A 26750-nucleotide genomic window follows, 5' to 3' on the forward strand; every position below is an offset into this window, starting at 1 on the left:
CAATCACTAAAGGATGCGGTGGTTCAATATTTAATCATTGTAACAATGAATAAAGATGGGAGAAATTAGATGATTTTGAGAGAGCTAGCGCGATGAGTAATGCTGCGCTAGCTAAAAGGTTGGTTTAGGTGCTGATTAGGTAAAGTTACGCTAAATCAAATAAAGCTAAGTCTTTACTTCGTTTTTTTTCGCGAGCTTTGATTTCCTTTATCTTTGCCTCAATATTAATCATTTCCGACCTAGCTTCATTTCCATACATATCAACTAATTCATCGATCTTATCAAAAACATCGCTCTTATTGCTCGCAGTTCGACCTTTTTCAGCAAATTCAGAGATTAACGTAGGATAAGCAACATTACGATTGAAAAGCCTCTCTTGCAACCGGAGGGCCACCCTAGGTGTAATGTCGAGATTTTGCTCGTTCATAATCTTGCGAATCATCGTTATCATTAGATGCACTTTATATTTCTTAATAGCAATCGTAATTTTGCCACCGGCTATACGTGAGTTCCCACTGGTTGTATATGCATTGTAGATATCAAGAGCAAGATCCTTATCATTGAAGGTAAATTTAGATTTGTAATTTTCAGGGGTCATAAAAAGCCCTTTTTCGAGGTTAGTATTACTCACTGTAAAAAATCTAGCTTACTAATTTGGTTACAGTTAGGTAACAAAAGATCGCAACATCAACTTCTATAGGGTTCTTCCCCTTCAAGAAATGCAGCCCAAGATGTTTGTTATTTGAACAATAGCAAGGTTAATATTCAGAAAATCATTGAGTTAAACTTACTCCAGTGGTATTAATCCCCTTAAAAATAAAAGGTGATATTATGCTAGGGAAACCAAGAATTCGAGATAGTAAAGATACCCAAAGACCGTACCCATTAAACAAAATCCCTAAAGAATACTTAACAGAAATAGGTAAGAATATCGCCTATCTTGTTGCTATTGGCGAAAAGGGATTAACTGGGGAAAAATGGGAAGAAATCTTTGCCAATAGCATCGGAGGGGCACAACTTGGGAAAAGTTTAGGCCTTGCCGATGTTATCAAAGATGACTTTAGTTGGTCGGTAAAAACCGTAAAATCAAAAAAACCGCATTCACAAAAAATCATTCGAATAATATCAGGTAGAAACAATATAAATTTCTCGTATGGTATAGACCGACCTTTAGAGGATATCGACCGCACGGGTGAAGCCGTAATTTCCATTTTTAATGAACGACTAAAGACAGCGAAGTCTAATTATAAAGATCTTACTCATAGCTTCTTATTGCGCTCTGATGATTTAACCCATTACACGCTATTTGAAAAAGAAGCTCATGAAATAGATCCTAAAATCATAAATTGGGCAGTGAATAAAAATGGTAACTTTGAAGGCTCTGTTAATGGTAAGCACCGATTTACGTGGCAACCAGACGGAAGTCAGTTCACAGTAATCTACAATGTTCCTGATAATGCTCTACGATTTACAATAAAAAAACCTGCACCCTTAGATTTTGATACTGTCATAGAAGAGATTAACTTCAATGAAGATTGGATAACAGTCAAATAGATAAATACCATAATCTATAGAATTAAATGAGGGCATCGCCCTCATTTCTAGGCTACATTTTGACGCTTCCACTGCATGGCTATAACTACCTGCTCAGCTATAGCTTTTATTACTGGAACAGCAACACTATTTCCAGCTTGCTTCTTTAGTTGAGTATGAGAGACCACTATCCGATAACATTCAGGAAAACCTTGTATTCTTAGCATCTCTCTAGAAGTTAGCCTCCGATAACCATTAACTAATAAATAGTTATGAGAAGCACCTGATCTAAGCGCACAAGAGTAAGGTAAAGGAGATACATTACCAGAAATATTCTGGTGCCAAATACTGGGCATAGGAGCCTCCCTACACAGATTACTTTGACGTTCATTTCTAATTTTATCGCTAACAAAAAAGTTATCTGGAACTAAGTGGTCAGGCTCAAGAACATCTGACAAATCAAAAGTCTTATTCCCAACAGGGAAATCAAAAGAAACAGCATGATCTAAGAAACCAACAATAAAAGTTCTCTCGCGCTTTTGTGGTACTCCAAAGTCCAAAGCATTGAGAACTGTATGATGGACCTTATACCCTAGCTCCTCTAAAGCTTTCAAAATGACTTTAAATGTATTCCCTTTATCATGACTTTTAAGTTGCTTTACATTCTCAAGCATAAAAGCTTTAGGCTTTTTCACCTTGAGAATCTCAATAATATTGAAAAAAAGGGTTCCCCTAGTATCTTCAAAACCGTTCATCTTCCCAATGATACTGAAAGCTTGGCAAGGAAACCCTCCCAATAAAACATCGTGATCTGGTATATCTTTTGGGGCTATTTTTGTTATATCCCCATGAGGCTTCTCACCAAAATTGGCCTCATATGTTTGTTGGGCATACCTATCCCACTCAGAAGAGAAAACACATTCTCCCCCTTGAGACTCAAAACCAAGCCGAATTCCACCAATCCCCGCAAAGAGATCTATAAACTTAAATGACATAAACTCACCAAAAATCAAAGGTTATAAGCACTTGGAAAATAGGATATATCTTCCGGATTACGGTACTCACAATACTTTCTCATTGCAGACCTAAGACAACCTGTCATGGCATATTTCGCACCGTTTTCAGTTCCATTTTCTCTGGCATAATGTTTGATTTTTGACATAGCTAGAAGATAATTATCGACAGAAGAAACGGCCAGATCAATTGAGTCTAATATTTCTTCATCTAACCTTTTGCACCGACTAATCGTATCGCCTGCAACTCTCTTAGATACCCCTTTTTTAACAATTAACCATTCTCTAAAATCTTCTTTGATTTCTGAAAACATATCCCACCTCAAAGCGCTAAACTATAGCGCCATAATAAATGATAAAAACTAAAAAACAACCTTAACTGCAATTGTTTTATATAGAATCAATCAAATAACTTAGCTTTTATTATTCCCATGCATGTCGAAATATAAAATTCCCCATAAAAACAATAATATAGCCTTTGAAATTACAAAGTAACTAGAAAATTAATTACGGCTTTAAAGCGCGAATCACACTCTTTTCATCCTAAACAAAAAAGACACAGTGACGCCCATTATTCAAGCATTATGATTTTAGCTATTTAAGTACTTTCACCGCTCGGCGCAATCCCGTAGCTGGCGTAGCCAGTCGGAGGGTGAGCAAGCGGAATATCGCAAATCTTTTTTTATGGCACTGTCACTGTAAAGCCACTTCTTTTATAGATCGATCAAGTTAAACATACGTACTGAACTGACGCGCTACGCTTGTCGGATTTGGGCGATGGATAACTATTCGCTCGTTCCTCACGAAAGTTCCCCACACACAAATCAGGTATGACTGATCTTTTGTTAGTTAATTCTTATGTATATTGATTCTTTTGTTTTGCTTACCTGTTTATCTGTAGGGTTCCCTTTCAATAATTCTTTAGGAATCCATGTAATAAAATCTTTAGGGGGAGAGGAGATCATGAGTTTTTGGCGATTGTGATAGGAATTTCAGAGGAATTTCAGAGGAATTTTTACTTAATGGGTTTGGTGATGAATCGTATTTTGAGAAGAATATCACACTGGATTTATTCCAGGTGTATTGAGTCCTACCAAACTAACGGTATGAATGAAATTTAAAGGGGTTATTCAGGAGGAGTGTAATCTTCCCATTCTGGTATATCAGAAGTCTGGGCCTCATCGAGAAGCTGATTAATATGATCAACTCTAGAAGAAGCTGCTTGTTGAGTTGCTTTGCTTTCTTTGCTCTTCTTTCTTAGGTTACGGTTGAGCATTGCTTTCGCTTTGCTGTAGAACAGTCCAAACTTCTCAAGGACAAACTCGTACTTGTTAGCAATTTGTCGTGGTGCCGACTCGCCTTCAATCAGAATGAATTGAGCGGTTGATATTAGTCGTCCGGATTTTTTTGCTTTACTGATTAATTCAGTGACGTAATTGACGCAACGCCCCATTCTTGCTGCGATCTGCTTTCGGCTTGGGAACGCGCATTGATTAGAAAGGTTGTAAAAGGTGGATATAGCAATCAATAAGGATTTCTCATCTGCTGGGATGCTTTCATCGCAAGCAACTGCATTAGTCAGTTGGTTGTGGTGTTCGAGAAACTTTAGGGTTTGATTAGATGAGGTCATGACACATACCTTCTACATCCGACCATAAATGTGTTTGAACACTGGTTGAATGTGAATACTGGCTGTGTCTATTTTGAATGAGTTGCAGAATGCAACTAGGTTGATTTTTCATGGTTTTGATTCCGCAAGTTAAAGGTTTGCTTAGATTCCACTCCAAGCTAGATTTAACTATAATCAGATTCAATAAGAAGATCAAACATTTATTTCAGATACAAAAAAAGCTAAACCCTTGCGGAGATTTAGCTTTTTTGCAAATGCTATATAGTTAGATTGGAGGTCTAACACATTCTAATTTTGAAAAATACACTACATAAAAGGCTATGTAGTAACGTGCTATGTAATGCACTTTACTTCAAAACTAGTGTAATTATAGGCTTCAGATTTTCGTATGTATATACTTAATTAGATGAAAGTACAAAAGTGTTATTTAGCAGGACATTTGTAGTTTTCCACAAGCTTCCCCTATTACTTTTACGTTTGAATACTCACACTCAATCTCTTCTGTTTTGTACCTTGAATTATGACTTTTTAATTTTAGCCCTTTAGGAGTGTTTTCTAGTTCTTTGAGCCGAACCATTCCATCATGTACAAAAACATAAACACTGCCATCTGAGATCTCTGTTATAGATCGATCAACGAATACTATAGATCCATTAGTGTAAGACGGTTCCATTGAATCACCACTTACCTTTACGGCAATAGTGTCATGTGGCTTTTTGATTAAACTTTCTTGAATGAATAGTTCCTCAGCTTCTTCTAAAAAAGGAATATCACCAGACCCCGCTGCTGCTGATATGTATTTGAAGTAAGGTATCGATACCATCTGAGGTTGTGTTTTTAGGTTTGAGCCATCCGTCATTAAAGACGAGAGGGTGACCTTAAAATACTCTGCTAGTTTTTGAGCGCTCTCAGCTTTGGGTTTTGAAATTTCCAATTCCCATTTGGATATAGCTCCAGGCGAAACTCTTATTTTTTTCGCTAAGGCTTCTTTTGTTAATTTAGCGTTGTTTCTTAGTTTTTCTATCTTCTTACCAACAGTATTCATCATTAATCTGCATACGTAATATTTTGAAGTATGATCTCATTTGTTTTCAGTACATACGTCTTTATTTTAGGTACGTTTGTCTTGATTTGTGTATTTTACTGATTTATTATTCATCACACTGATCAAACGATCAGGTATGGATAGAGTTTTTATGAAACAAGAAATTAGCAAAAGTACCCAGCTAACCGTGGCGCTCGATCATGAGACCAATATTCGCTTGGAAGGGTCAGCATCGGCGTATGGTCGAAGCAAACGAATTGAAGCTCTGTTTGTGTTGCGTGCGTTTTATCGCTTACCAACTGACAAGCAGAATGACATTTTGTCTCCCGATAATGGGCTCGACAAAATCTAGTTTTATCTCGCTCCTTGTGTGAGTTCAGATTAGGAGTGAAGTCTCATCATGAGACTCGAAGGTGGGCTGCCTTCACTATTGCAGAAAGCGCCGCAGAGGGGCGCAGGCGTGCGTAATATGCCTAATAAATTCAGGAGCCATCACTGGGGCGACGTCCAAGGCTGTTTTTCTACTCAATTAAGCGTGCTTGTTGAGGGGTGAAACAGAGTTACTTGGGAATACCAGACCTCACATCCTTTGGATGTGCGCATTCTACTACAAGAATGCTCAAGCCAGTTTGTAGCACGGCTCTTGAAAGAGAGCCCATTCTTTTTCTTTTGTTAAAGAGAAAAAGAATGTCCTAAAAAGGAGTGTGCATGATGCAAATTGTATATGGGTATTGTAGTGAAGATGAAGCGACGGATTTGTTAGGTCGTTTTGTTGAACAAGGCGATTTTATTGACGCTAAAAAGTTGGGTCATGTCGGGGGGGAGCACATGGCGTTCGCGGCCTTACTCCCTCTGACTGAGCGCCTTTCTTTTCCTTTTTATTGTAAAGGCGTTCATTTAGTTGCCATTCAAAAACAAGCCCAGTACTCGGCTCATCTCACGCCTCCAATATCCTGTAATGCTCAAAAAAAACGCTATCGTAAACTCAAGAATGCCGAAATAAGCCCTCGAAACTGGAAACAACACATGAGTCGTAATCGCGGATTGAAGTTCGTTACGTCTTCGTTGGTGTCTTAGGGTTATCCGTTTTTCAGGGTCACCTCAGTGGCCGGTGACCTTAATCTCCCCTCCTTTATCTATTCTCTTTTGCGCTTAACCGCGTAAGTAAACTCTTCCGGTCTTTCGGCTGGTCGCTTTTTGGCGCCGCGTCGCGGCGTCCTAGTACCTTAAAAGTAAGGAAATTTTCCTATGCAAGTTAAAAAAATACCTCTTAAACCCCTGCCATTGCTGGCAGGCGTGGCCATTCTATCGGTTGCCCTGACCCAGCCGGCTCTTGCCGCCGACTTATTCACTTCAGGCAAAGCCATGGTGAAAGATACGGCGGGCGATGATTCGGGGATTGAAACCGCGATGCTCGGCTTTTCCGCGCTCAGCGCGGCGGTGGTCGGCATTACCTCGCGCAACTGGTTTGGCGCCGTAGGCGGCTTTGCGGGCGGCATGATGTTCTGGGAGGTGGTGAAGCCACTGGTTGGCTTAGCGTAATCATAAGGCGGCGATGACATGGAAAATAAAGCGCAGTATTACGCGATCCCTAAGTACCTCAATTCAGGCAAACGCCTGTGCGGCCTTCCAAGAGAAGAGCTCCTTCCTGCAGTGTGCATCTTTGCGCTTGGCTTTTTTGCCAAACACTACGCGATTGGCTTTGTCCTCGCGGCGGCTTGGTTTATGGGATTGAGGTACATAAAAACGCAATACGGTGAACACATCGTCGCCTACGCCCTTTATTGGTGGGGCAGCGCTTCGATTAATCAAATGCTGTTCAAACATACCCCACCGGCGATTAAACGCTATTGGTTGTCTTAAGGAGTCGTATGGAAATTTCGAACAAAAAAGACCTGTTGGCGATGAGTAAGATGCTCAACGTATTTTTGGCGGTGGGCTTTTTCACCGCCAGCTTCGCCTGTGTGGTGCTCGCGGCGGCGTTGACCTATCTCTCACTCAAAGAGAGCCGAACGCTGGTTCCGCCGACGCTCTCACAAGCGTTTTCGGTGTCCAATGGTGACGTGGATGAATCGTATTTGATGTTGATGGGCAGTTACTTCTTGCACCTGAAATACGACATCACCCCCGCCAGCGTCTCTCGTCAATACGGGTTACTGCTCGATTATGTGCCCGCTGAGTCCTGGTCGGCGGTTCAACCGACCTTGCTGTCGGACGCGCAACAAATCACGACCAGCAACATCTCCAGTCGATTTGTGGCGGATAAAGATGGCGCCTTAGTGGCGTTGGGAACGATGCAATTTAAACAGACCGGCACGCTCTACAAGTCTGTGGGTGACCGCGACTTAGCGCCTGAGAAAGTCACGTATGTCGTGCAAATGGCGTACCCCCATGGGGTTTTGGAGCTGATTGGCATTAAAAGAGAAGGAGAACCCTCGTGAAACGCCTGCTGACCTTAGTGCCGTTACTGGCGGCCTTATCAAGCCCGTTATCGCTGGCCGACAACGTGGCGAAACGAGAAATTGATTTTAACGATGGGGATACCATCCCCGTCACCCTGTCTTCCCTTAACATCAACCGTTTGATGGTCAAGGACGATAAAATCGTCAACATCACCTGCCCCAGTGGCTTTTGTACCACGACCGCTAATCAAAAGGATAAGACAGGCTCGGTGTCGCTGAAAATCAACATTCAATTGCCGTTCAATGTTCACGTCACGACCAGTAAGGGGCGGGTCTTCTCACTGTTTGTGAGCCCGAAAGCGACGCCGTCGGTAGTGACGGAGTTTTTGCCCTCGGACAGAGAGCGCCAACAACCCTCAGTGTTTGACCGTGCGTTTGATTACCCCTCAGCGCTGGCCGAATTCACCAAGCAAATGATGCATTGGCAATTCGATGGGACGCCAATTTCCGGTTTCACTGTGCATCCGGTCGACCCTGAAACGTTACCGCCTGACGAGGGCGCTTTACCCCTTATTCCGCAAGTGGTGTTTGTCGGGCAAGACTACTCGGGGATCATTTACGAGGTCCAAAACCGCTCTAATGAGACCGTCACGTTGACCACGGCGCAGTTTTACAGTTACGCGGCGCGCAGTGCGGCGCTCGACCGTTTAACGCTTGGCCCCAACGAGAGCACTCAGCTTTACCTGATCACGGGTGGAGGGGTGAGCGATGTTCGATAAATTCAGAGAGCGCTTTTTTAGCGATAAAGAGGGCGATTTTGACCGTGGCGGAGACATCAACGCCGAGACCACCAAACGTAATCAACACATTACGTCCGTGATTGTCTTGTTTCTCGTGTTGGCCGTCCTTGGGGTGTACCAGTACACCCGTCCTAAAACGGTCAAAGTGGCGCCCACGACAGCGGTGGAGTTTGGGGCCATCGTGGATAAAGGCTTCACAGAAAAAGACAACCAGTCGGCCCTCACTCAGCAACAGATGTTGATTGCCACGCTCACCAAAGAGATGCGCGATCTTAAAGGGAAGATGCAAGGGTTTAAGAAAGAGACCGAGCAGCGTATCCGCAGCGCCAAGTTGGACACCGCGTCTTTGGTGGAAGACAAGGTGCGACGTGAAATGCAAAGCACGGTGGACGAGCTGAAAGCGAAGATGGAGGCGATGCAAAGCCCGGCTTCACCGCCTGTGGATGGGTTCAATGATGGCGGTGAGGCTGCGTATCCCCTGGTGGGTGGCGATGAGACGTTTGGACAAGCGAGGCTCCCTCCTCGGCCTTTGCCTTCCTCAGACAACAACCCCAACCTCGACACGCTGGCTTACCCCCCACGCCAGCAGCGCTCCTTTGCTCAGCATCAGTTTGATAGCACCGATTTTTCGTGGCAGGAAGAGGCTGAAGCCCCCCGCCGAACCACGGACAATTATGTTCCGACGGGCACGTTTGTCACGGCGGTCGTGACGGGCGGCGCGGACGCGAATGCGGGCGTTTTAGGGCAAGGCGATACCACCCCCATGGTCTTTCAAACCTTGAACAACGGCATCTTACCCAATGGTCAGCCCTCCAAACTCAAAGATTGCACCATCACAGGGGCGACCTACGGGGAGATCTCGTCGTCACGGGGCATCGTTCGGACTCATCGCATGAGCTGCATCTTCGATAATAAAGACATTTTAGACGTGGCGGTCAAAGGCACGGTGTTCAATTTTGGTCGTAACGGCATTCGCGGTACCACCATTTTAAAAAATGGCAAAGTGGTACAGATGGCTGGTATCTCTGGCATTTTGACGGGGCTTGGGGAAGCCGGTAAAGGTTTGTCGGAAACCACGTCTACCTCGGCGCTTGGCTCAACGAGCAGCGTCTCGGGGCAAGACATTGGCCTCAACTTGTTGGGGAATGCCACCGCGTCGGTGGGTGCGAAGTTGGCCGATTACTACATCGGACTGGCAGAGATGTATCACCCCATTGTTGAAATTAATCCAGGCTCGGTGGTCAACATCGTCTTTCTAGAGGGGTTCCCGCTCGACCCGCTGGAAGCGGCCGAGTATGAACAGGCCCAAGCCCAAGAGCAGTCTTCTCAATCGAATCAACTCATGGAAGTGATCAGCAACGTGACTCAGAACCCATTAGCGAACCAAATCAGCGCGCAAGGCATCCAAGTGCCGTCGTCGCCGTTTGGTCAAAAATAAGGAAACGTCATGCACAAACTCATTGTGTTTTTACCCTTGTTGCTCGGTGGCTGCGCGGCAGGCCTGGGCGAAGATTTCAGTTGTACGCAGGTGGGCGGCACATCCGGTTGCACCACCATGGATGAGATACGGCGCCAACCGATGGGGACCTCGCCGGTGTCTGCAGTGCAGGCGGCCCCTGACAATGTGTTCTTAACGTTGCCACGGCGCGATCGTCAAGGGGTGCCTAAGCGCACTCAAGATACGGTGAGAAAGATCACCATTTTCCCATTCACGGACACGCTCGGGCATTACGTCGACACCACGGATATTTACGTGATACTCGATGAAAGTCGTTGGTCTGGGCGTCCCGCTAATGCCATCTGGAAGGATTAAGCATGCTCAGTCAACTGTTGAAACGTAAACCTTCGTTGGGGCTTGGCGGTTTAGTCGCCGACGCCAATCAGCATCAAAACCACTTCCATCATGAATTGCCGTACCGCGACTTTGATGCGCAGACCCAACTCTTTCATAACCGAAAATCGTATGGCTTTGCGCTTAAGCTGACGGTGCTTGGTGGGGCCAACGACGAATTGGTGATGTCGCTCAACAAGATGGTGATGGATTTCCCTCAAGGTGATAAGTGGGATTATCAACTGTCGATGTTCGGTCACAATCGAGTCGCGCATTACTTAGAAGCCAATGGGGACATCATGGCCAAGCGAGGCGGTATTTGCCAGCGTTTAGCCGAAGAAGAAGTGCGCTACGCGGGGTTTTCTGCGGCGAAAGGGTTTTTCCATCGTCAGCGACATAAGTTTGATTTGCGCGATTACGACGCGTATTTCTTCGTGTCGACGAAAGAGAAAAAGACCGACAAGTTGGATGACGTGCGCGCGGCGATGGAAACGGCGCTGTTGCAACTCGGTGTTGAGACCGCGCGGGTCGACCCCAAAGGGCTCATTACCTTTGCGGGTGATCTCTTGAACTTTGATGCCAAGCAAGACCGTCCGATTGAGCGTGACTACAACCCGTTCGACCCGATCAACCGCCAAGTGCTGTCGCCGGATACCGAAATGATCATCAAACGGGATCACATTGCCACGCGTCACACCAATCCTTTCGGTCAAGAGACGCGCGGGCGCACCGTGTGCATGGGACTCTCTCGAGCCCCCACCGACTTTCGGTTGTACGCGATGCCCGAAGCGTTTGCGTCGATTCGTAATGTCTCGCGCATGTTGACGTGCCCACATGTGTTGTCGTTGAGTTTTCGTCACAACGTCACGGGGAATTTTGAGCACGAGAACAACAAGAAAATTAATGATTTGACCAAAACACTGAAATCCCCGATGGCCATGTTTTCACCCACCGCGGGTGAAGAGTTGGAAGAGCGCACGGCCTTGCAAAAGGGGTTGGCCGACAAAGCGACCTCGGTGTGCTCGATGGTGTTGAACTTGACCTTGTTTACCCATAAAGCGCAGCAGCGCCACGATGTGCAATCGGCCAAAGAAGCGTTTTCGGCCACGGGACTCGACATCAAAGAGCAAATCATGATGCAAAGTCAAAGCGTGCTCAGTGCGCTGCCGTTTTTAATGAGCGAAGGCGTGTGGGAGGATTGTGGCCGAGCGGGTCGCGTTCGCACGTTAAAAAGTGCCAACGTGGTCAATTTCTTTCCGATGGTGCTCGATTTTAAACGCCTGGTCAGTGGCATGTTGCTGCCGACGATGCGTGGGCAAATCTCGTTTTTTGATCCCTTTCATTGTGGCAGTGACAACAAAAACATCGCCTTAACCGGCGGCTCGGGGGCGGGAAAAAGCTTTTTTACCCAAGGCTTGGTGCGCAGCGTCTACGCCAAAGGGGGGAAGTGTTGGATCCTCGATAAAGGGGACAGTTACAAAAAGCTCACCCTGATGCTCGGGGGCACCTACCTCAATCACACCAATATTTTCCTAAATCCGTTTACCCATCTAGAACAAGTCAAAAACAGCGCGCATCACGAGCCGGTCGACGGAGAGAACGTCGATCCGATGAAAGAAGCGCTCAGCAACATCACCGCCTTGTTCGCGACCATCGCGTCGCCTCATGCTGAATTGGAAGGCTATCAGATGGCGGTGTTGGGTGACGCCATTTTACGGGCGTGGGAGGACAATGGCACCATAACGATTGTGGATGACGTCCAAGCGCAGTTGTTTACGTTGGCCGATGAGCATGGCCACGATCGCCGTATTCGAGACATCGCCGTACAACTGAATAAATATTGCGCAAAGGGCATTTATGGCGACACGTTCAATAAGCCTTCAATGCTCGATCCCACGGTGGATATCACCACCCTAGAGCTTGAAGGGTTCCCTGAAGATGTGCTGCGTCCGGTGGTGTTTGCGCTGATTGTGTCCATCAACCAGCAAATGTACCTCTCAGGCTCTCGCTCAACCCCCAAAATGTGCATCATCGAAGAGGCGTGGAGCTTGATGTCAGGCACCAACGCCCAGACGCGCAGTTTCATTAACACCGGTTATCGAACCGCGCGTAAATTTGGGGGATCATTTTGTACGGTGACCCAAGGTATTGGGGACTTTTTTGTGAACGAAGAAGCGCGCGCCTCTTACGATAATTCCGACATTCACATTACGCTGCGCCAAGGCGAAGGCTTTGAAAAGTTTTTGCAAGACAACCCCAAGGCGTTCAACGAAATGGAGCAAGGGATCATCAAAAGTTTCCCACGGGCTGGGGACGCTGGGTACAGCTGCGTGCGCATCAAAGCCGGTGGCCACACCACCTATCACCGCGTGTTTTCCGATCCGTTTACGCGAGCGTGCTACAGCACCGAAGCGACCGAATTTGAATACTGCGAAAACTTAGTGAAACAAGGCATGCCGAGTATCGAAGCGATAGACGCGACCGCGCAACATTTCTACGGTCAAGAAATCGCCGACTATCAGCAAGCGCTTCAACAAAAAGCACAAGGGGTTTCCCATGACGTTTGATTTACATGGCCTATTTATAGTGGCGTGCGTGAGTATTGCCTCCTCGGTGGTGACCACCTTAGCGTTGGAGTCGCCGCCTCCCTTAGTCAGCATGGACGTAAAAAGCACCCTCGACCAATACCATAAAGAATTGCTGAAATCCCCCCTTTCTCTGCCGGAGCAAACGGATAAATTGGCGCACTTTGCCCGCGTCATGAACGAAGAAGTGGCGCGTTACGCCACTGAGCAAGGGCAAGTGGTGTTGGTCAGCGCCGCGGTCGTCGGCGGCACACCGGACATCACCGCGCACATCCAACGTGCCATTGTTGAGCGCTATGAGCCGTAGGAGTCAGTATGCGACACCTGATGATGATCTTCGCCCTGCTGCTTTCGTTAGGGGCGGTGGCGAAGGACTTAGGTCGAATGGGACCGACGTTCCCGATTGGCGAAATCGACATGCTGACGTGGATAGAGGCGCGGCTTAAACACTTCGAGGCAACGGGCAAACTTGAGCAAATGCAAACCGAGTTTGCTGAGCAAGTGAAACAAAGCGTGGAAACACCGCCGCCGCTTTCCTTATCGACCACGACCACCCCCAAAACGTTTTTGGTGGATCCCAGCATCACGGTGCCCAAGGATTTAACCGATGCCCAGGGGCGAGTCTTTGCCAAAGCGGGGACGCGAGTGAATCCCTTTGATACCCGCACTTGGCCAACGGGCGCAAAATTACCGCAGTTTGAGTATTCAAACGTGCTGGTTTTTTTTGATGCGCGTGATGCCAAGCAAGTCGAGTTCGTAGCCAACCTAGAGCATGCCAAGCCCCTTCGCTACATTTTAACCGGTGGCAGCCCCAATCAGGCGGCCAAACGATTCAATACCCGCATGTACTTCGACCAACAAGGGACGCTCAGCGACCGGCTTCACATCCAAGCGGTGCCCAGTCTTGTCGAGCAGTCGGGGCACGCATGGCGCGTTCAAGAGTTTGATGTGCAACACATTGTGGTGGGATCGCAACCATGAAAATATCGTCTTTCCTCGGATTACTGACCCTGTGCGGCGCCTTGTTGGTCAGTTCGACCGCGAAGGCCGGAGGGCCCGCGTGCGTCAGCCGATTTATCAACCCCATCACCGACGTGTGTTGGAGCTGCCTATTTCCGATGACGCTGGGCTCTGTGCCCCTCATTCCGTCCATTTACCCTGACACCAACAACCCCACAATGCCGATCTCTTTTTGTCCAAAACCGCCGCCGATTTTCATGCAAATTGGGCTAAACATTGGTTATTGGGAGCCGTACGCGCTGACCGATGTGACGCGAGTGCCCTATTGCATGGTCAACATGGGGATGCAACTGGCCGGCGCCAATCAGCAAAAACTTGGCGGTCGAACCACCGCGCGCGATTCCGGTTCGAGTGATGGCGGGTTTTATCACGCGCACTGGTACAAATACCCCCTCATCTACTGGCTGCAATTGATGCAATCGGCGGCGTGCATGGCCACCGATAACTTTGATGTGGCCTACCTGACCGAGGTCGACCCTCTGTGGGATGACGACGAGCTGGCGTTTATCTTAAACCCCGAAGCGATTTTGTTTGGTAACCCCATTGCGCAGTTAGCGTGCGTACCGGAGTCCATTGCCACCACGACCAATGTGGTGCTCCCGTTTGATTTTTTGTTTTGGTGTTTGGGCTCTCAAGGCAGCGCTTACCCGTTAACGGGCAACACCAACTACCGAGACACCCCGATACAAGCGGGTACCCTCATTATGGAGCGGCTCAATTACAAGTTGCACCGGCAAGGGATGGTGTGGGAGACGCGCGGCGAAGATGGGGCGGTCTGTTATCAATACCCGACGCCAATATTACCCAAGTCTCGATACCGTTATCAAATGAGCGCGCCGATCACGGACGCCGCATGGTGTCACCCTTACACCACGACGACCACCATTTGGGAAATGGGCCACGATAACCCCACTACGGGCGATAACTTCGGTTACGTTCAGTGGCGTAAGCGCAATTGCGTGTTTCTTTAACCTGAACGTAAGGAGAAATGAATGTCTCTTGTACTCAAAGGGCGTCGCGCCCTGGACACATTCCTATTGAGGCGTCGCCTGCCTGATGATGCGCTGACGGCGTTTTTATCGCTCGCTCGGCAGAGAGGGGTTCGGCTTCAATTTCCTCCCCACCTCGCGTCGCGACAGGCGCGCGAAAACGCCCTTGCGCGATTACTCCAACCATTGACGTTATCGGATGAGGAAAGAGAGCGCCTTCTCGAAACGTACCTTCGGCCTATGTCGGTGTTTGATATCGGCGTCAGCGCCTGTTCGACGGCCATCCACAGCGCTAAGCCCCCTGACTTTCCTTGCCAATTGTGCCAACGCTGCGCGCCCGGGTTGTTTGTTCACTATGGTGAGCCTTTGTCACAACGCAGTTGGTGCAGTCAGTGTCATCAAAATGGGCCGTGCATTGATGCCGCGTTAATTGAGCATTATCGACAATGCGGCATTGAGGAGGACACCATAGAGCGCCAGCTCCCCAAAGCGCGATGGGGGTTAAGAGGTGAGGCGCCGTCTTACCAATCGATAACCGCGATTGAAAACGCCTATCCCTTGGCGTTTCAGACGCCGCGGTAAGATCTGTAATCGATGCTTTAATCCGCCAGTGTAATGCCCCACCACCACATTGTGAAAGACGGGCTCGAAACCATTAGCCTCTAAGAACACGCGGCCAATGATGGTTCTGTGGTGGCCATCATTAATATAAAGTTCGCCATCAATATTACGAAAAGAGACATTTCGCTTCTCATGCTCAGGAAGGTAATACAGGGGGGATTGTTGAAGCTTTCGAGCGTATCGAGGGTCTAAGCTCCCCACGACATCGGATAATCGAACCGTCGTCACATGCCAATGAGGACCGTTGGAGTGAATCAACTTCTCTTTGACGTTTGAAACCCCTTGGTAGAGCACTCGGTGTGAAAAATGCAGTTTAGCCACGTCTTGTTGCGTAAATTCTTCAATCATTCCCCTCGGTCATACGTCATCCTGAGTTTTATCACAGCCTAGTCCAATGTGATGGGCAAGACAAACCAGCAGAGCAATCACGTTCAATCGCCATGATTTCGCTCATCTAGGAGTATAACTTGTCATTATTATCAACTAACACGCCCCCTAACATAGCGTCGCTTGCGGCTTTTTTGGCACAGGGTCAGCAAAGCGGTGTTCGACTGCTTTTCTCTCACTGTGCGGAGAATCACCGTTATCGACAGAGTGAATTATCCGCCCTGATCGCGCCGCTCAAGCTGAGAAGGCATGAGAAAAAAGCGCTCATTAATGAGGCGCTCATGCCTTTGTTTACCTATACCTTGAGCCCGAGTGACGTGCATCAGGCCATCGAAAATGAGACGCAGCCTCCATTGCCTAGTCAGGTGTGTGATGCCTGTGCGCCTGGCGTGTTTCAGCATTATGGCTACCTAGTGGCCGATCAAGGGTGGTGCAGTCAGTGCCATGGCCGAGGTGAGTGTTTGGATATCGCGCTGATTGAATATTACCGACAATGCGGTATTGATGATGAAGCGATAAATGATCATTTACCTCGAAAGCGATGGAACTCACTAGGTGGGGGGGCCCCCTATACCTATCAATCATTAGAAGCCATCAAAACGCAATATCAACATGTCTTCCATCGGCGAGCTAATCTAAGAAGACAGTAAGCGGCCAATCTCAAATACAGCGGCTCCTCGATAATTGTTCACTCTATCAACCTTTTTATTGGTTTTTGAGTCAAACCAATATTTTCCATTTGTATGAAATTTTGAAAGTAGTAGAGATACGTCCTCGACTTCTTGGGGGGAAACTTCGCCTCGACCAGTCGCAATACCCGCCATTATCGAATGATTTCCCGTTCCTACCAAAAAGAACCGCCAAGGAAGAATTAGTGTCACATAGTGGTTGCTATCTTCTTGCCAAACCACAGGCTCTCTATTTGGGTTACGGGACGATAAATAACATAAGTTATCAATGTACCGCTGCCTATTCCAAGGGCGAGTAAAGGCAATATCACAATTTATCTTTAATTTACGATCACTTGAATTTATAGGGGCTCTGCTGAATTCGTATAAATAAGGTTCCATTTTTTCTGTAAACAAATCCTTAAGCCCAACTGGTTTTGCAGCACCAGTACCAAGCTCTACAGTTATCAAGTTTAACTCTGATTGCATAGGTTTCAGGATCAAATTAATAAAGTCATATAACGCAAGTGGGTTTATAGCATTGATGTCATGCGCAACCTTAAGCAAGTTTTCAAACTTCACCCTCGCCGACTCAGATTTAAATAACCATTCTAGCGGCCCATAAAAATTCATATATCACCTATCGGAGGATTTCATGTCCCTGTTTATCTTGCAGACTAAGTTATTAAAACTTTGTCAAAAACTCAAAATTATTCCTGAAGACCTCATTTCGCTCTCTAACCTTGAGCATCATCTCTCGATAGAAAGGCAACTTGATGAGTATCGAGAGTTAATTGAAGAGATAGAAAAACAGACCCACTTTTTCAGTACAGGTGAAGTACCTTGGTCAAAGAATCATGCTTACACGCTTGATGAATATTTGCAGGCTTTATGTCAATACTCCCAACTTAACAGAAGACAAGTTGGGATGAGTGAAATAAGGCCATGCCCTAGCGTACTGAATTCATCGCGCTGACAGTGACGGATGAACGTCACCACGACACTGGCGCTTTTTAACCTGAGCTCGCTTTTGGCTGGGTAGGCTTGCCTGCCCCGTCAAAAGGAGTACCACGCTTGCGTGGAGCTTTTATTTATTTGAGGTCTTTATGTCCCCCTTGCACTCCCTAGTCGCCACGGCTGCCTTGTGCGCGGCGACGCTGTGTCACGCGTACACTCAAGAAGAGCTTCAAGCGTTCACCGAGCTTGAAAAAACGATGGTGCAAACAGCCATGCCGTCAGAGCTCGAACGTCATCTTCAATCCCAGCAACGCGCCAGCGATGAGATAGCATCCGATGCGAAAGCCATGGCACGTTTTTGGCAAGATAAGCTCAAGCCGCAACACCTTAAGCGCGTCATTGATATTCCTGAACCCACGCAAAACCCCAAAGCCGCCCCAACGGGGGTCATGGTGTTTGTGTCTTTGACCATGCCAGAGGCGTCCTTGCGCGCGCTTTTAAAACAAAGTGAGCAATGGCAAGTGCCTTTGGTGATACGCGGTGTGTTGCCAAGCGGTTTTCCGGCGACCGCAAGGCGCATTCAATCGCTACTGAAAACCCATCAACCAGACCAACCCATTCAAAGTGGTTTTGCCATTAACCCTGAGTGGTTTCGGACCTTTTCGGTGACTGAAGTGCCAACGTTTGTGGCGGTAAAACCCGGCAAGTGCTTACCCAAGCAGCCGTGCAATGAAACGGACTATGACCTCATTAAAGGCAACCTCTCGATCCCCGATGCGCTGAATCAATTGGCCCGTGGTGACAATCCCGAGGTGGTGAATGCCGTCTTAAGGAGGCAGCCGTGAAACACGTTCTATTGATCGCGAGCCTGGCCATCGTTAGCGGCGCATTCGCAAGCCAAGGCGACCATTATTACGACAATGTGGATTGGGTGAAAAGCGCACAGAAAAATATCCCTTCAACGGCGAAGGGGAAGCTCGATGTGGGGGATTACTGCGCGGGGCAAGGGTGTGACAATGATCTGCGTAACCCTGAGCAGGCTCAGCTGAACGACGGCAATATGGACGCGAACGCGCGCACTCATTATCAGTCCAATGATAAGGCGCAAGCCGTGCAAACCCGTTTCGATAAAGGCCGACCTGACATCAAAAATGATCCCGCGTTTGAGTTTGCTCTTCTTGGCCAAGAAAATGCTTATGACATAACGCATGGCATTTCTAACGAATATGTAGATTGTGACAGTGGTACGCAATGCATCATCGAGAATAAGCCAAGAAGTTGTAAAGCTCCTACGAATAACATCGTTGCTTGTTATGAGACTCCTTATGTATCAAAACAAAACATAAAAACCGGAAGTGTTTCATTTCATTATAGTGGCTTCACACCTATTCGTTATTCACTCCCTCAAGGCGTCACAGAGGTGACAGGGATTAATTTCCCAGGCGTGTTAACGTGTCAAGGATTAAGATGCCTTTCTTCTATGAATAATGGTGTTCGATTTCGTCTAAACAATATTGTTATACATACAAAGCCTTACACCAGTGGTTTTAACACAACATCAGCAGAACGAAATAGTTGCTTATCCGGTGGTTTTCGTTTGCTCTGTCTAAAAAAATACTCACCTTTTTATCAAGCGACAGGTATTGGAACCTCAAAAAGTATCACGATTGATCTTCTCAATGATTACGGCTTATTTAACGGCACATTCACCATTCATTACAAAGCTAGAGAGAACGTCATTAAGTGGCAGTCCAGTTGCTCAACATTACTGCCTGAATGTCGACAAACTCGCCGCACTTGTGTGGAAGGGGCGGGAACTCGAGTCCTTAATGGTGTTAGTACTTACCTGGGTTGTTGGAAGTATAAAATCGACCATCAATGTGATTTAACCGATTCTTGCGCTTCTTTACCTACAGATTGTACGACGACCTCAAGTGCATGCAGCCTCATACAAAATGGGGTTTGCGTTGAAAAGGAATTTAATAAGTCTTGTCCTGAGCAAACTTGCAGTACCACTAACCTCATTTGCGGAGAAACCTCTTTCTGTCTTGACGGGGATTGCTATGGCGAAATGCCAACTCAAAATTCAGAGTTCGACGAATCTGCGGCTGCGCTCGCTGGTTTAAATGCTGCGGGGGAATCCCTAGGGAATCCACCAACAATGTTTACTGGTAAAGCAATGAAATGTACTGACGGTTTTTTCGGGTTCGCCGACTGCTGCAAAGACGGAGGGTGGGGAACCGACCTAGGACTTGCACAATGCAATGAAGATGAAAAGGCGCTCGGTCAGGCAAAAGAGAAGAAACTCACTATTAGTTTAGGTTCTTATTGCGCAAGCAAGGTATTAGGAGCTTGTACCCGTAAAAAGAAAACCTACTGCGTCTACGACAGCAAAATGGCACGCATCATTCAAGAGCAAGGTAATAAAAACCAATTAGGTAGCAACTTTGGTTCGGCAAAAAATCCAATATGCGACCCAATAACCCCAGAGCAGTTACAAAGCATTAATTTCGAACATATTGATTTCACTGATTTCTATGAAGATATGCATGCGGATATGGATCTGCCTAATACAGATGAGATCAAAAATCGTCTAGAAAGCTCGTTAAAACAGGATTAGCCATGAAAATGAAGCCCTCTTTTTCGACCCTTTTGGTGAGGGTCGCCCTGATGTTGGGAGTGATGGGCGCGTTCAGCGCCCAAGCCTCGTCTAACCCGCAAGGTTGGAAGTGGTATAACGAGCCCCATGCGGCCCCAACCTTAACCCCGCCGCCCCCAAAACCCCTTGAGCCCAATACCACCACGAGGATCATGAGCGCTACCGAACAGATGGACTGGTTTCATGAGACGTACAAGGAAGCGCTCAACGACGCCACCATCCATTCGAAAGACGAGGACAAGCTCAAGACAGTAATGCAACTTCACCAATACATTGGTGAGCGCACCAGTGAAACGGGCATGACGTTCAAAAAGGTATTACTCCAACACCCTGAGCTCTCTTACCTCAAAGATCGCCCGGCTGAATTTGCGGCGCGCGGCACCTATCACAAGCTCGAACGGGAGAAGAAAATCGACGCCGTGGCGCACATGCGCGACGAAGGTTGGGGTTTTTTCTTTGTGTATGACGGCCAAGACAGTCTCAGTCAGCAATTGGCCCCGTCGCTGCAAGCCTTTTCCGATACGCACGGGATTGAGATTTTAGGATTATCGCGTGATAAGACCTTTGTCCCCGGCATTCGAGATAACCGCAATAACGACAACAAAGTCGAGGTGCCTTATGCGCCTGCCCTGATTTTAGTCAACCCCAATACGGGTGAGATGAAGCCGCTCGCTTACGGGTTTATTTCACAAACCGCGTTGTTGGGGCGTTTCTACAACGTCGCCAATGACTATCAAACGCCCGATTTTTAGCGCGCAGAGTCTTGCTGCTTCAAATCTCTCCCCTGTTTTGCGCCTTCACGTCCTTAAATGACGGTAAACCAAGAGAACATCATCATGTTGATACGCACCCTTACTTTACTCTTTTTGCTGCTTTCGCCTTTCGCTACGGTGCAGGCTGCGCCCAATGACGATTACGCGATGGTGTTCTTCTTTCGCAGTGATTGCCCTTATTGCCACCGTTTTGCACCGAAACTCAAACGAGTGACCAATCAGCAACAACTGCAGACGTACGCCTTTTCGCTGGATGGCCAAGCCGTTCCTCATTACCCCGTCCCTATTCCGGCGACGCCCGCGGTGAGTCAGATGTTTTTTGACAATCCCCGCAACATCACGGTACCCGCGACGTTTTTGATAAACGTCAATTCTCAGAAGTTTGTGCGCGTGTCTATTGGCGATGTGTCGGAGGTGCAGTTAGAAACCAGCATTCGCCACATTTTAAGCGATGCCGACACCTTAGAGGCCATACGATGATCCGACCTCACCACACCCCACCAGGGCGAGCCCGTCTTATCGCTTTGATGCTCAGCGGGTTACTCACTGGCGCTTCCTACGCCGGCGGCGTCAATTCGTCGTTAGACGGTTTTTTTAATGGTCTCGGTTACAACGCCAATGTCACCCATCCCAATGCTTTCAAAGGCCAAGCCGCGAATTATTACAATGGCGGCTCTTTGTATGCTCGCACCCCCATAAAAAGTGCGCAGCTCATGAGCGTGCACTTGCCCGAGGTCTCAATGGGTTGTGGCGGGATTGACGCCTTCATGGGGGGATTTTCTCATATCAACGCCGACGGTCTCGTGCAATTTGGCAAAGCGGTGGTGCAAAACGCGGCGCCGTTTGCGGTCGACCTGGCGCTTCAAGTCTGGGCGCCACAAATCAAACAAATTCGTGACAACCTGCAAAACATTGCCGATAAGTTTCTCAATCAGTCGATCAACTCTTGTGAAGCGGCGCAGGCGGGGGTCAGTGGATTGGCCGCCACCTTTGGCGGTCCGGCGGCGAAAAAGCACGTCTGCGCCACCATCGGCACCAAAGGCAACGTGTTTGATGATTGGGTCGGCGCGCAAGTGGAGTGTGGTGTGGGCGGTCAATCGAACGCACAGGTCGCACGCGCTCGCGCGGATGGCAGCGCTGGGTTGGAAGACATCGCCAAGACCAGCCACAACATCGTTTGGTCAGCGGCGCTTAAAAATGGCTGGTTAGCCGGAGATAAAGCGCTGGCTGAATTTTTGATGAGTCTGTCAGGGACGTATATTTATGACGCGAACGGTCGCCCCAAATACTACGCCTCCTTGTTAGCGGACAACAATAACTTGGTGGACGCGATGCTCAAAGGGGGGAAGATTGAGTATTACAAGTGTGATAACACCGATGAGAAAGCCTGTTTGTCTCCGCAGAAAAAAGAGCTGACTTTAGCGCAAGACAAAGGGCTCGAAGTGCGTATTCGTCAAACGTTAGAAGCCTTATACATCAGTGTCGCCAATGATACGGGGCTCACCGACAATCAAAAAAGCTTTTTGGAGTACACCGACACGCCGGTGCTGGCGGTGTTCATCGGCTCAGTCAGAAGCAACCGTTACCCGAACTTTTCGGCGTACGCGCGCGTCATCTCGGTTGAGTTGCTGACCCGCTACCTCAGAAACATGCTGACGGTGGTGACCACGTCACTGAACCACACGCAAGTGGACAGCAAGGACATCGCTTTAATCATGTCAGACATCGACCGCGCTCGCGACTTCACCAATGGACTCTCAGACAAAGCGAAACGTGTGATATTGACCCAAGAGCAATTGACGCAGGCGTATAAAGAGAGCGACTCGGAAGCGATGAGCAAAATCAACAAACAACTGCTGCAGAACCTGTCCTTTGGAGGCTAATGTGACACTCGAATATTACACTTACACCCAAGGCGCGGCGATACAAAAGGCGCTCAATGCCATCGCCACTTTTTTTGTCAGCCAATCGTTCGCCTCAATGATGTCCATCTCTTTGATGATAGGCGCCGCGATGACCTACGCGTACTTTGTGGCGACACGTAACCCCAAACACATCTACATTTGGGCCATTGTGTTCGCCCTGGTGCCTTCGATGTTGATAAAACAAACCGTCACCATGCAAGTCATCGATAAGACCGAGCCAACGGCGGGGTATTCGGTGGCCAACGTGCCCTATCTCATCGCGCTGCCGACGTGGTTCTTTTCGACCATGATGGTCGGTACAGCCGATGCCATCGAGTCCATTTTTACCACCACCGACGATGAGCGTTACGGTCGCACCGGCATGATGTTTGGGTCCGAGTTGTATCAGTTGTCGCGTCAAAGTGATTTAAAAGACGTGGCGCTGCGCCGGTTATGGAATGACTTTTTCCAAAACTGCATTATTGGCGACATCCAAATCAATAAAAAGTACACCTGGAACGCACTCATGAACGCGCCGGACACGTTTGCTTTCTTAGATACCAAAAACATGAGCCCACTGCGCGGTGTGATACTCAACGACCTCAACCAAACCTTTAAAACCTGCGAAGAGGTGTACCCTGACATCAAGGCCCAATTCACCACCTCCGCGGCGATTGAGCTCGATTTGATTGCGACTTACCTGCACGGCGACAAAGCGTCGACCTATAAGGCGCACGTAAAAAATGCGATGTCGAACAGTTATCAGAAATTCATTGGTATCAGCAACAACGCGGTCGATGTCCTCAAGCACAACATGGCGATGAACGCGATGCGTTACAGCATTAACACCCTCGACCCGTCCGCCAGTGCGATGAATTACGCGTACACCTCGAACAAGATGCAGCAAACCTCGATGTGGGCGACCCTTGGCATGCAGGCCAGAGAGTTTATCCCGATGTTGCATACGATGCTCTTTACCCTGTTTAGCTGTTTAGGGTTCATGGTCGCTGCGGCGGCGCTCATTCCGGCGCTCACCAAGATGGTTCTGACCAACTACATCAAGACGTTCGCCTACCTCGCCACTTGGCCGGCCCTGTTTGCGATACTCAATGCGATCATGACGTGGACACTTGAGTCGCACTCAAGCGCGACCGCGAATCCAATGCGAGGACTCTCATTATCGAACAGCAATGCGATTGATGAGCTGCACATGCGCTACGGCTACATGGCCGGATTTTTGATGATGACCATTCCAGTGCTTGCGGGGAAAATATTGCAAGGGGGCGTGGCCGCGGCGCAAGCCATGAACTACCAACTGGCGGGGATGATCAACAGTACCAACGCCCGCGTCTCTGCGGCGTCTTCCACCGGTAACATGGACTTTGGTAATCTGCAAATGCAAAACCACAGCCTCAATAACACCTCAGCCAACAAGTTTGATGACAACATGCTGCTCAGAACCGGGATGAACACCGCGCAGCAGCGGGATGGGTCAAGCATCACGAGCTTACAAAATGAAGATGGCCGCAGGCTGTATAACGCGCAGGAAGCGGAATCCAAACCCTTATGGCAAGCGCAAGCCTCGAACATGCTGCAAAACAGCGTCAACGATCAATATTCGGACGCAAAAACCGCGCAGACGCAGAATATGAACAGTTTCAACGACAGCTTCTCGAAAGGCTTCCAGCAAAGTGACCGCTGGAACGACAACTGGAGCAAAAACCGCTCTTATGGCGACGGTCAAACGATGTCGACCGAAGGGCAAATCAGTCAGTCGCATTCGAAAATGGACTCGGCGATTCAAAGTGTGTCTGAGACCATGGGCTGGACGCATGATCAAGCGCAGGCGTATGTGGCGGCGAAAAATGCCGGCGTTGAAGTGGGCACCCCGAAATTCTTTGGGACGAGCGCCAAAGCCGGTGCCAGTTGGAGTGAGGAGGATAGAGAGTCATTCAGTCACATGAATGCGGAGCAGAAACAAGCCTTAGCCCAAGCGACTTCGCAATACAGTGAAGGGGCGACGGAGATGCAGCGCGCAGGCCGCACACTCGATGCGAAAGAAAATCGCAGTGAAGCTGAGCAATACGCGCACGACTTTGCGATCAATGCGCAGCGCACTCAACAAACCGCGGCCGCGGTCAATGAATCGAACGCACAGGTCGACAGTCTAAGCCACATGCAATCGAGACTGAAAAACGACACGGTGAATTTCAGTGCCAGTGCCATCACCGGTTTCCAGCAATATTTAGAGAAATCGACACGCGGAGACACAGAAGAAATGGCACGCTTGATGAACGCCAGTCAGCCGGAAGACATGCAAGACGTTAGGCGCGCTTTTGAGGATTACACCCGTACCGATGGCTTTCAGGAGCAATATGGCGTCAACACCTCAAAAGCGTCACTCAATGAGCTCAAATCTTTGTATCAACCCAAGGACTTAGGGCAAACGCCAACGCTCACGCCTGAGCAAACAACGATGGCTAATACAGGCGCTGAACAATCGTTAGCCAAAACACAGGAGGTGGCCGCTGATATGTTTAAGGTCAATGAGAGTGGCGAGTTGTTTGTCGACAGCACCTACCATAACGTGAAAGGGAATGCTTTACTCTACGCGGGACATTTGCAAAATGAGGTGCAAACGGCCCCAACACCGACCGTCGAAGGCAATCATGGAGTGCAAAAGAAAGTCGAGGCGGAAGTCGATACCACCCCCATTAAATCGACTGAAGTGGCCAATTATCCCGCTGCGGGCTATCCCCTCATGCCGCCTAAAGATAATGGTTAAAAACACAGCGCTGTATATTTGAACACATAGTAAATTATGTTAATATGGTGCCTATATTAGTGAGGGTTGGAGTGACATATGAAATGGATAATAGGTGGTTTACTCAGTGTGTTGGTGAGCCTACCGGCTATGGCGCAGCCGTGGCACAAAAGCCCCGCGTTAGAGCAGCTTATCGAAAAACTGAACACCAAATACCAATCGGATGACTTATCAGAATATAAGCAAGAGAAGATGGAACAGGTCGACAACCTTTCTTATTTCATCCGCTACCTTGACCAACCTGGCACCGAACAGCACGCTAAGCTCAAAGCGTTTTTATGGGGAATGCAGGCCGCGCACATCGGCAGTATTAACCAACAAATCCAGACCAATGTGGTGCCGTGGTTTTGTCCAGCAGGCGGCAGCTTGAAGACAGTCAGTTACAACGCGACAAACCCGACCGAGTTCATAGAGAACATCATTTGGGAGGCATTAGAAAGAGATTTAAAACACGATCCAAAAGCTTTCGATGAGTTTGATGGTGTTGCTGCGTTTAGTTATACAACAGGTTTGATTATGTATGGCTTACAAACCAAATACCCGTGTTACGACCAAGTGCCGCAATCGCACCGTTTAGTGGGCTTTAACTACTAGCTTCCTTAACTTCAACCACACTCTAAAAAGGCACGTCACACGGCGTGCCTTTTTCATGGGTGATAACAACGAAGATATTCTTCCCCCCGCCACTGGCACCGAAGTTAGGCGACTGACGAGGCGCCAAGCTTGCTTGATTACGCTTGGATAAAACCAATGCAAGATACCGTCGTTGTCGATTCCAATAAAGATTGATCGTTTTTGCGCAATATCAGGGCATGTGGAACGCAAGAGTTAGATCATCGGCTCTAAACGATTTATGCCCCATTGTTAGTTTCGCCAAAAAAGCCACTCTCTCGGTCGGATGGGTTTTGACTAAACATAACTAATCTGAAACCCAAAGCTCATAAAGTACGAAAAATAGGTATCAGAGTGCAGTTGTTAGTTCAAAGCAAGTCATACCAAGTAACCCACTACCCTTGATTCTTTTCTCCCAAAGGTGACATTTCTATTTGGGAGAAAAGAGGACATTTTAAAATGGGATTGACATAAGAGTTATATGTGTTTTGGTCTGA

General features: G+C 47.9%; 29 protein-coding genes. 22 read left to right on the forward strand and 7 right to left on the reverse strand.

The genetic code is table 11. From position 1 onward, the window contains the following. Nucleotides 1–145: 145 nt before the first annotated feature. Entirely contained in the window at nucleotides 146–631 is a 486-nt protein-coding gene (locus SJY39_RS08725) for a hypothetical protein (protein ID WP_372137150.1), read from the reverse strand. Between the two features lie 200 nt (nucleotides 632–831). Here SJY39_RS08725 and SJY39_RS08730 point away from each other — a divergent pair, with 200 nt between their 5' ends. Further along, complete coding sequence (locus SJY39_RS08730; protein ID WP_372137149.1) at nucleotides 832–1554, forward strand: hypothetical protein; 723 nt, start codon at nucleotides 832–834, stop codon at nucleotides 1552–1554. A 47-nt stretch (nucleotides 1555–1601) separates the two neighbouring features. Here SJY39_RS08730 and SJY39_RS08735 read toward each other — a convergent pair whose 3' ends face one another. From SJY39_RS08735 to SJY39_RS08750, 4 genes are all read right to left on the reverse strand, one after another. After that, nucleotides 1602–2528 carry a DNA cytosine methyltransferase gene (locus SJY39_RS08735; protein WP_390241804.1) on the reverse strand — a complete coding sequence of 309 codons (927 nt, stop codon included), beginning with the start codon at nucleotides 2526–2528 and terminating at the stop codon, nucleotides 1602–1604. A 14-nt stretch (nucleotides 2529–2542) separates the two neighbouring features. Next, nucleotides 2543–2860 (reverse strand): hypothetical protein, encoded by a 318-nt coding sequence (locus tag SJY39_RS08740; protein WP_372137147.1) that lies wholly within the window; start codon nucleotides 2858–2860, stop codon nucleotides 2543–2545. An 812-nt stretch (nucleotides 2861–3672) separates the two neighbouring features. Further along, nucleotides 3673–4176 (reverse strand): hypothetical protein, encoded by a 504-nt coding sequence (locus tag SJY39_RS08745; protein WP_102449658.1) that lies wholly within the window; start codon nucleotides 4174–4176, stop codon nucleotides 3673–3675. Nucleotides 4177–4603: 427 nt separating this feature from the next. Further along, nucleotides 4604–5224: an XRE family transcriptional regulator gene (locus SJY39_RS08750; protein ID WP_102340854.1), complete on the reverse strand. Its 621-nt coding sequence runs from the start codon at nucleotides 5222–5224 to the stop codon at nucleotides 4604–4606. A 148-nt stretch (nucleotides 5225–5372) separates the two neighbouring features. Here SJY39_RS08750 and SJY39_RS08755 point away from each other — a divergent pair, with 148 nt between their 5' ends. The 12 genes from SJY39_RS08755 (at nucleotide 5373) to traU (ending at nucleotide 14830) form a co-directional block, all read left to right on the forward strand. Continuing rightward, nucleotides 5373–5573: a TraY domain-containing protein gene (locus SJY39_RS08755; RefSeq protein WP_017096185.1), complete on the forward strand. Its 201-nt coding sequence runs from the start codon at nucleotides 5373–5375 to the stop codon at nucleotides 5571–5573. 359 nt (nucleotides 5574–5932) lie between these two features. Beyond that, nucleotides 5933–6298, forward strand: coding sequence for a hypothetical protein (locus SJY39_RS08760; protein WP_390241856.1), 366 nt, complete (start codon nucleotides 5933–5935; stop codon nucleotides 6296–6298). Between the two features lie 171 nt (nucleotides 6299–6469). Continuing rightward, on the forward strand, nucleotides 6470–6763 hold the full coding sequence (gene traA / locus SJY39_RS08765) for a type IV conjugative transfer system pilin TraA (protein WP_372147604.1): 294 nt from the start codon (nucleotides 6470–6472) through the stop codon (nucleotides 6761–6763). Between the two features lie 18 nt (nucleotides 6764–6781). Further along, nucleotides 6782–7084, forward strand: a complete 303-nt coding sequence (gene traL / locus SJY39_RS08770; RefSeq protein ID WP_016768463.1) for a type IV conjugative transfer system protein TraL — start codon at nucleotides 6782–6784, stop codon at nucleotides 7082–7084. A gap of 8 nt (nucleotides 7085–7092) precedes the next feature. Then, nucleotides 7093–7662, forward strand: a complete 570-nt coding sequence (gene traE, locus SJY39_RS08775) for a type IV conjugative transfer system protein TraE (protein WP_016768462.1) — start codon at nucleotides 7093–7095, stop codon at nucleotides 7660–7662. Then, entirely contained in the window at nucleotides 7659–8402 is a 744-nt protein-coding gene (gene traK, locus SJY39_RS08780; protein WP_372330692.1) for a type-F conjugative transfer system secretin TraK, read from the forward strand. The genes traE and traK overlap by 4 nt, the downstream gene beginning before the upstream one ends. Continuing rightward, nucleotides 8392–9861: a TrbI/VirB10 family protein gene (locus SJY39_RS08785; protein WP_146458011.1), complete on the forward strand. Its 1470-nt coding sequence runs from the start codon at nucleotides 8392–8394 to the stop codon at nucleotides 9859–9861. The genes traK and SJY39_RS08785 overlap by 11 nt, the downstream gene beginning before the upstream one ends. Nucleotides 9862–9870: 9 nt before the next feature. Next, nucleotides 9871–10236 (forward strand): type IV conjugative transfer system lipoprotein TraV, encoded by a 366-nt coding sequence (traV, locus tag SJY39_RS08790; RefSeq protein ID WP_016787044.1) that lies wholly within the window; start codon nucleotides 9871–9873, stop codon nucleotides 10234–10236. Nucleotides 10237–10238: 2 nt separating this feature from the next. Continuing rightward, nucleotides 10239–12821 (forward strand): type IV secretion system protein TraC, encoded by a 2583-nt coding sequence (gene traC / locus SJY39_RS08795; protein WP_102449662.1) that lies wholly within the window; start codon nucleotides 10239–10241, stop codon nucleotides 12819–12821. Then, on the forward strand, nucleotides 12811–13146 hold the full coding sequence (locus SJY39_RS08800; RefSeq protein WP_016768853.1) for a TrbI F-type domain-containing protein: 336 nt from the start codon (nucleotides 12811–12813) through the stop codon (nucleotides 13144–13146). Before traC ends, SJY39_RS08800 begins: the two co-directional genes overlap by 11 nt. Before the next feature lie 8 nt (nucleotides 13147–13154). Then, nucleotides 13155–13820, forward strand: a complete 666-nt coding sequence (gene traW / locus SJY39_RS08805; RefSeq protein ID WP_390241811.1) for a type-F conjugative transfer system protein TraW — start codon at nucleotides 13155–13157, stop codon at nucleotides 13818–13820. Continuing rightward, nucleotides 13817–14830, forward strand: a complete 1014-nt coding sequence (gene traU / locus SJY39_RS08810; protein ID WP_076645888.1) for a conjugal transfer pilus assembly protein TraU — start codon at nucleotides 13817–13819, stop codon at nucleotides 14828–14830. Before traW ends, traU begins: the two co-directional genes overlap by 4 nt. 519 nt (nucleotides 14831–15349) lie before the next feature. On the opposite strand, the gene SJY39_RS08815 is transcribed toward traU, so the two are convergent. Beyond that, a complete protein-coding gene (locus tag SJY39_RS08815; RefSeq protein ID WP_390241814.1) occupies nucleotides 15350–15817 on the reverse strand; it encodes a hypothetical protein in 468 nt (155 codons plus the stop codon). Between the two features lie 119 nt (nucleotides 15818–15936). Here SJY39_RS08815 and SJY39_RS08820 point away from each other — a divergent pair, with 119 nt between their 5' ends. Then, nucleotides 15937–16506, forward strand: coding sequence for a hypothetical protein (locus tag SJY39_RS08820; protein ID WP_390241816.1), 570 nt, complete (start codon nucleotides 15937–15939; stop codon nucleotides 16504–16506). Here the strand turns inward: SJY39_RS08820 and SJY39_RS08825 are convergent. After that, entirely contained in the window at nucleotides 16492–17157 is a 666-nt protein-coding gene (locus SJY39_RS08825; protein ID WP_280620628.1) for a DUF6710 family protein, read from the reverse strand. The genes SJY39_RS08820 and SJY39_RS08825 overlap by 15 nt on opposite strands. A gap of 22 nt (nucleotides 17158–17179) precedes the next feature. Here SJY39_RS08825 and SJY39_RS08830 point away from each other — a divergent pair, with 22 nt between their 5' ends. The 8 genes from SJY39_RS08830 (at nucleotide 17180) to SJY39_RS08865 (ending at nucleotide 26235) form a co-directional block, all read left to right on the forward strand. Further along, nucleotides 17180–17500 (forward strand): hypothetical protein, encoded by a 321-nt coding sequence (locus SJY39_RS08830; protein WP_280620627.1) that lies wholly within the window; start codon nucleotides 17180–17182, stop codon nucleotides 17498–17500. Between the two features lie 130 nt (nucleotides 17501–17630). Beyond that, nucleotides 17631–18326, forward strand: a complete 696-nt coding sequence (gene trbC / locus SJY39_RS08835) for a type-F conjugative transfer system pilin assembly protein TrbC (RefSeq protein ID WP_371706888.1) — start codon at nucleotides 17631–17633, stop codon at nucleotides 18324–18326. Continuing rightward, on the forward strand, nucleotides 18323–20101 hold the full coding sequence (gene traN / locus SJY39_RS08840; protein ID WP_372207722.1) for a type-F conjugative transfer system mating-pair stabilization protein TraN: 1779 nt from the start codon (nucleotides 18323–18325) through the stop codon (nucleotides 20099–20101). Before trbC ends, traN begins: the two co-directional genes overlap by 4 nt. Nucleotides 20102–20103: 2 nt before the next feature. Further along, complete coding sequence (traF, locus tag SJY39_RS08845; RefSeq protein WP_390241820.1) at nucleotides 20104–20892, forward strand: type-F conjugative transfer system pilin assembly protein TraF; 789 nt, start codon at nucleotides 20104–20106, stop codon at nucleotides 20890–20892. 84 nt (nucleotides 20893–20976) lie between these two features. Continuing rightward, the gene (gene trbB / locus SJY39_RS08850; RefSeq protein WP_372330685.1) at nucleotides 20977–21393 is read left to right on the forward strand and encodes a type-F conjugative transfer system pilin assembly thiol-disulfide isomerase TrbB; all 417 of its coding nucleotides are present in this window, start codon (nucleotides 20977–20979) and stop codon (nucleotides 21391–21393) included. Next, on the forward strand, nucleotides 21390–22796 hold the full coding sequence (locus tag SJY39_RS08855) for a conjugal transfer protein TraH (RefSeq protein ID WP_016790720.1): 1407 nt from the start codon (nucleotides 21390–21392) through the stop codon (nucleotides 22794–22796). Before trbB ends, SJY39_RS08855 begins: the two co-directional genes overlap by 4 nt. A gap of 1 nt (nucleotide 22797) precedes the next feature. Continuing rightward, nucleotides 22798–25602 (forward strand): conjugal transfer protein TraG N-terminal domain-containing protein, encoded by a 2805-nt coding sequence (locus SJY39_RS08860; RefSeq protein WP_390241823.1) that lies wholly within the window; start codon nucleotides 22798–22800, stop codon nucleotides 25600–25602. Nucleotides 25603–25680: 78 nt separating this feature from the next. Then, complete coding sequence (locus SJY39_RS08865; protein ID WP_390241825.1) at nucleotides 25681–26235, forward strand: hypothetical protein; 555 nt, start codon at nucleotides 25681–25683, stop codon at nucleotides 26233–26235. Nucleotides 26236–26750: the final 515 nt, after the last annotated feature.

The organism is Vibrio sp. R78045, from assembly GCF_042466085.1.
GTDB lineage: Bacteria > Pseudomonadota > Gammaproteobacteria > Enterobacterales > Vibrionaceae > Vibrio > Vibrio cyclitrophicus.

What these genes read in the sequence shown, in the direction of transcription:
- SJY39_RS08730 (WP_372137149.1), top strand. Translation starts at nt 832, where the DNA reads ATGCTAGGGAAACCAAGAATTCGAGATAGTAAAGATACCCAAAGACCG.
- SJY39_RS08735 (WP_390241804.1), bottom strand. Translation starts at nt 2,528, where the DNA reads ATGTCATTTAAGTTTATAGATCTCTTTGCGGGGATTGGTGGAATTCGG.
- SJY39_RS08740 (WP_372137147.1), bottom strand. Translation starts at nt 2,860, where the DNA reads ATGTTTTCAGAAATCAAAGAAGATTTTAGAGAATGGTTAATTGTTAAA.
- SJY39_RS08745 (WP_102449658.1), bottom strand. Translation starts at nt 4,176, where the DNA reads ATGACCTCATCTAATCAAACCCTAAAGTTTCTCGAACACCACAACCAA.
- SJY39_RS08750 (WP_102340854.1), bottom strand. Translation starts at nt 5,224, where the DNA reads ATGATGAATACTGTTGGTAAGAAGATAGAAAAACTAAGAAACAACGCT.
- SJY39_RS08755 (WP_017096185.1), top strand. Translation starts at nt 5,373, where the DNA reads ATGAAACAAGAAATTAGCAAAAGTACCCAGCTAACCGTGGCGCTCGAT.
- SJY39_RS08760 (WP_390241856.1), top strand. Translation starts at nt 5,933, where the DNA reads ATGCAAATTGTATATGGGTATTGTAGTGAAGATGAAGCGACGGATTTG.
- traA (WP_372147604.1), top strand. Translation starts at nt 6,470, where the DNA reads ATGCAAGTTAAAAAAATACCTCTTAAACCCCTGCCATTGCTGGCAGGC.
- traL (WP_016768463.1), top strand. Translation starts at nt 6,782, where the DNA reads ATGGAAAATAAAGCGCAGTATTACGCGATCCCTAAGTACCTCAATTCA.
- traE (WP_016768462.1), top strand. Translation starts at nt 7,093, where the DNA reads ATGGAAATTTCGAACAAAAAAGACCTGTTGGCGATGAGTAAGATGCTC.
- SJY39_RS08785 (WP_146458011.1), top strand. Translation starts at nt 8,392, where the DNA reads ATGTTCGATAAATTCAGAGAGCGCTTTTTTAGCGATAAAGAGGGCGAT.
- traV (WP_016787044.1), top strand. Translation starts at nt 9,871, where the DNA reads ATGCACAAACTCATTGTGTTTTTACCCTTGTTGCTCGGTGGCTGCGCG.
- traC (WP_102449662.1), top strand. Translation starts at nt 10,239, where the DNA reads ATGCTCAGTCAACTGTTGAAACGTAAACCTTCGTTGGGGCTTGGCGGT.
- SJY39_RS08800 (WP_016768853.1), top strand. Translation starts at nt 12,811, where the DNA reads ATGACGTTTGATTTACATGGCCTATTTATAGTGGCGTGCGTGAGTATT.
- traW (WP_390241811.1), top strand. Translation starts at nt 13,155, where the DNA reads ATGCGACACCTGATGATGATCTTCGCCCTGCTGCTTTCGTTAGGGGCG.
- traU (WP_076645888.1), top strand. Translation starts at nt 13,817, where the DNA reads ATGAAAATATCGTCTTTCCTCGGATTACTGACCCTGTGCGGCGCCTTG.
- SJY39_RS08815 (WP_390241814.1), bottom strand. Translation starts at nt 15,817, where the DNA reads ATGATTGAAGAATTTACGCAACAAGACGTGGCTAAACTGCATTTTTCA.
- SJY39_RS08825 (WP_280620628.1), bottom strand. Translation starts at nt 17,157, where the DNA reads ATGAATTTTTATGGGCCGCTAGAATGGTTATTTAAATCTGAGTCGGCG.
- SJY39_RS08830 (WP_280620627.1), top strand. Translation starts at nt 17,180, where the DNA reads ATGTCCCTGTTTATCTTGCAGACTAAGTTATTAAAACTTTGTCAAAAA.
- trbC (WP_371706888.1), top strand. Translation starts at nt 17,631, where the DNA reads ATGTCCCCCTTGCACTCCCTAGTCGCCACGGCTGCCTTGTGCGCGGCG.
- traF (WP_390241820.1), top strand. Translation starts at nt 20,104, where the DNA reads ATGAAAATGAAGCCCTCTTTTTCGACCCTTTTGGTGAGGGTCGCCCTG.
- trbB (WP_372330685.1), top strand. Translation starts at nt 20,977, where the DNA reads ATGTTGATACGCACCCTTACTTTACTCTTTTTGCTGCTTTCGCCTTTC.
- SJY39_RS08855 (WP_016790720.1), top strand. Translation starts at nt 21,390, where the DNA reads ATGATCCGACCTCACCACACCCCACCAGGGCGAGCCCGTCTTATCGCT.
- SJY39_RS08865 (WP_390241825.1), top strand. Translation starts at nt 25,681, where the DNA reads ATGAAATGGATAATAGGTGGTTTACTCAGTGTGTTGGTGAGCCTACCG.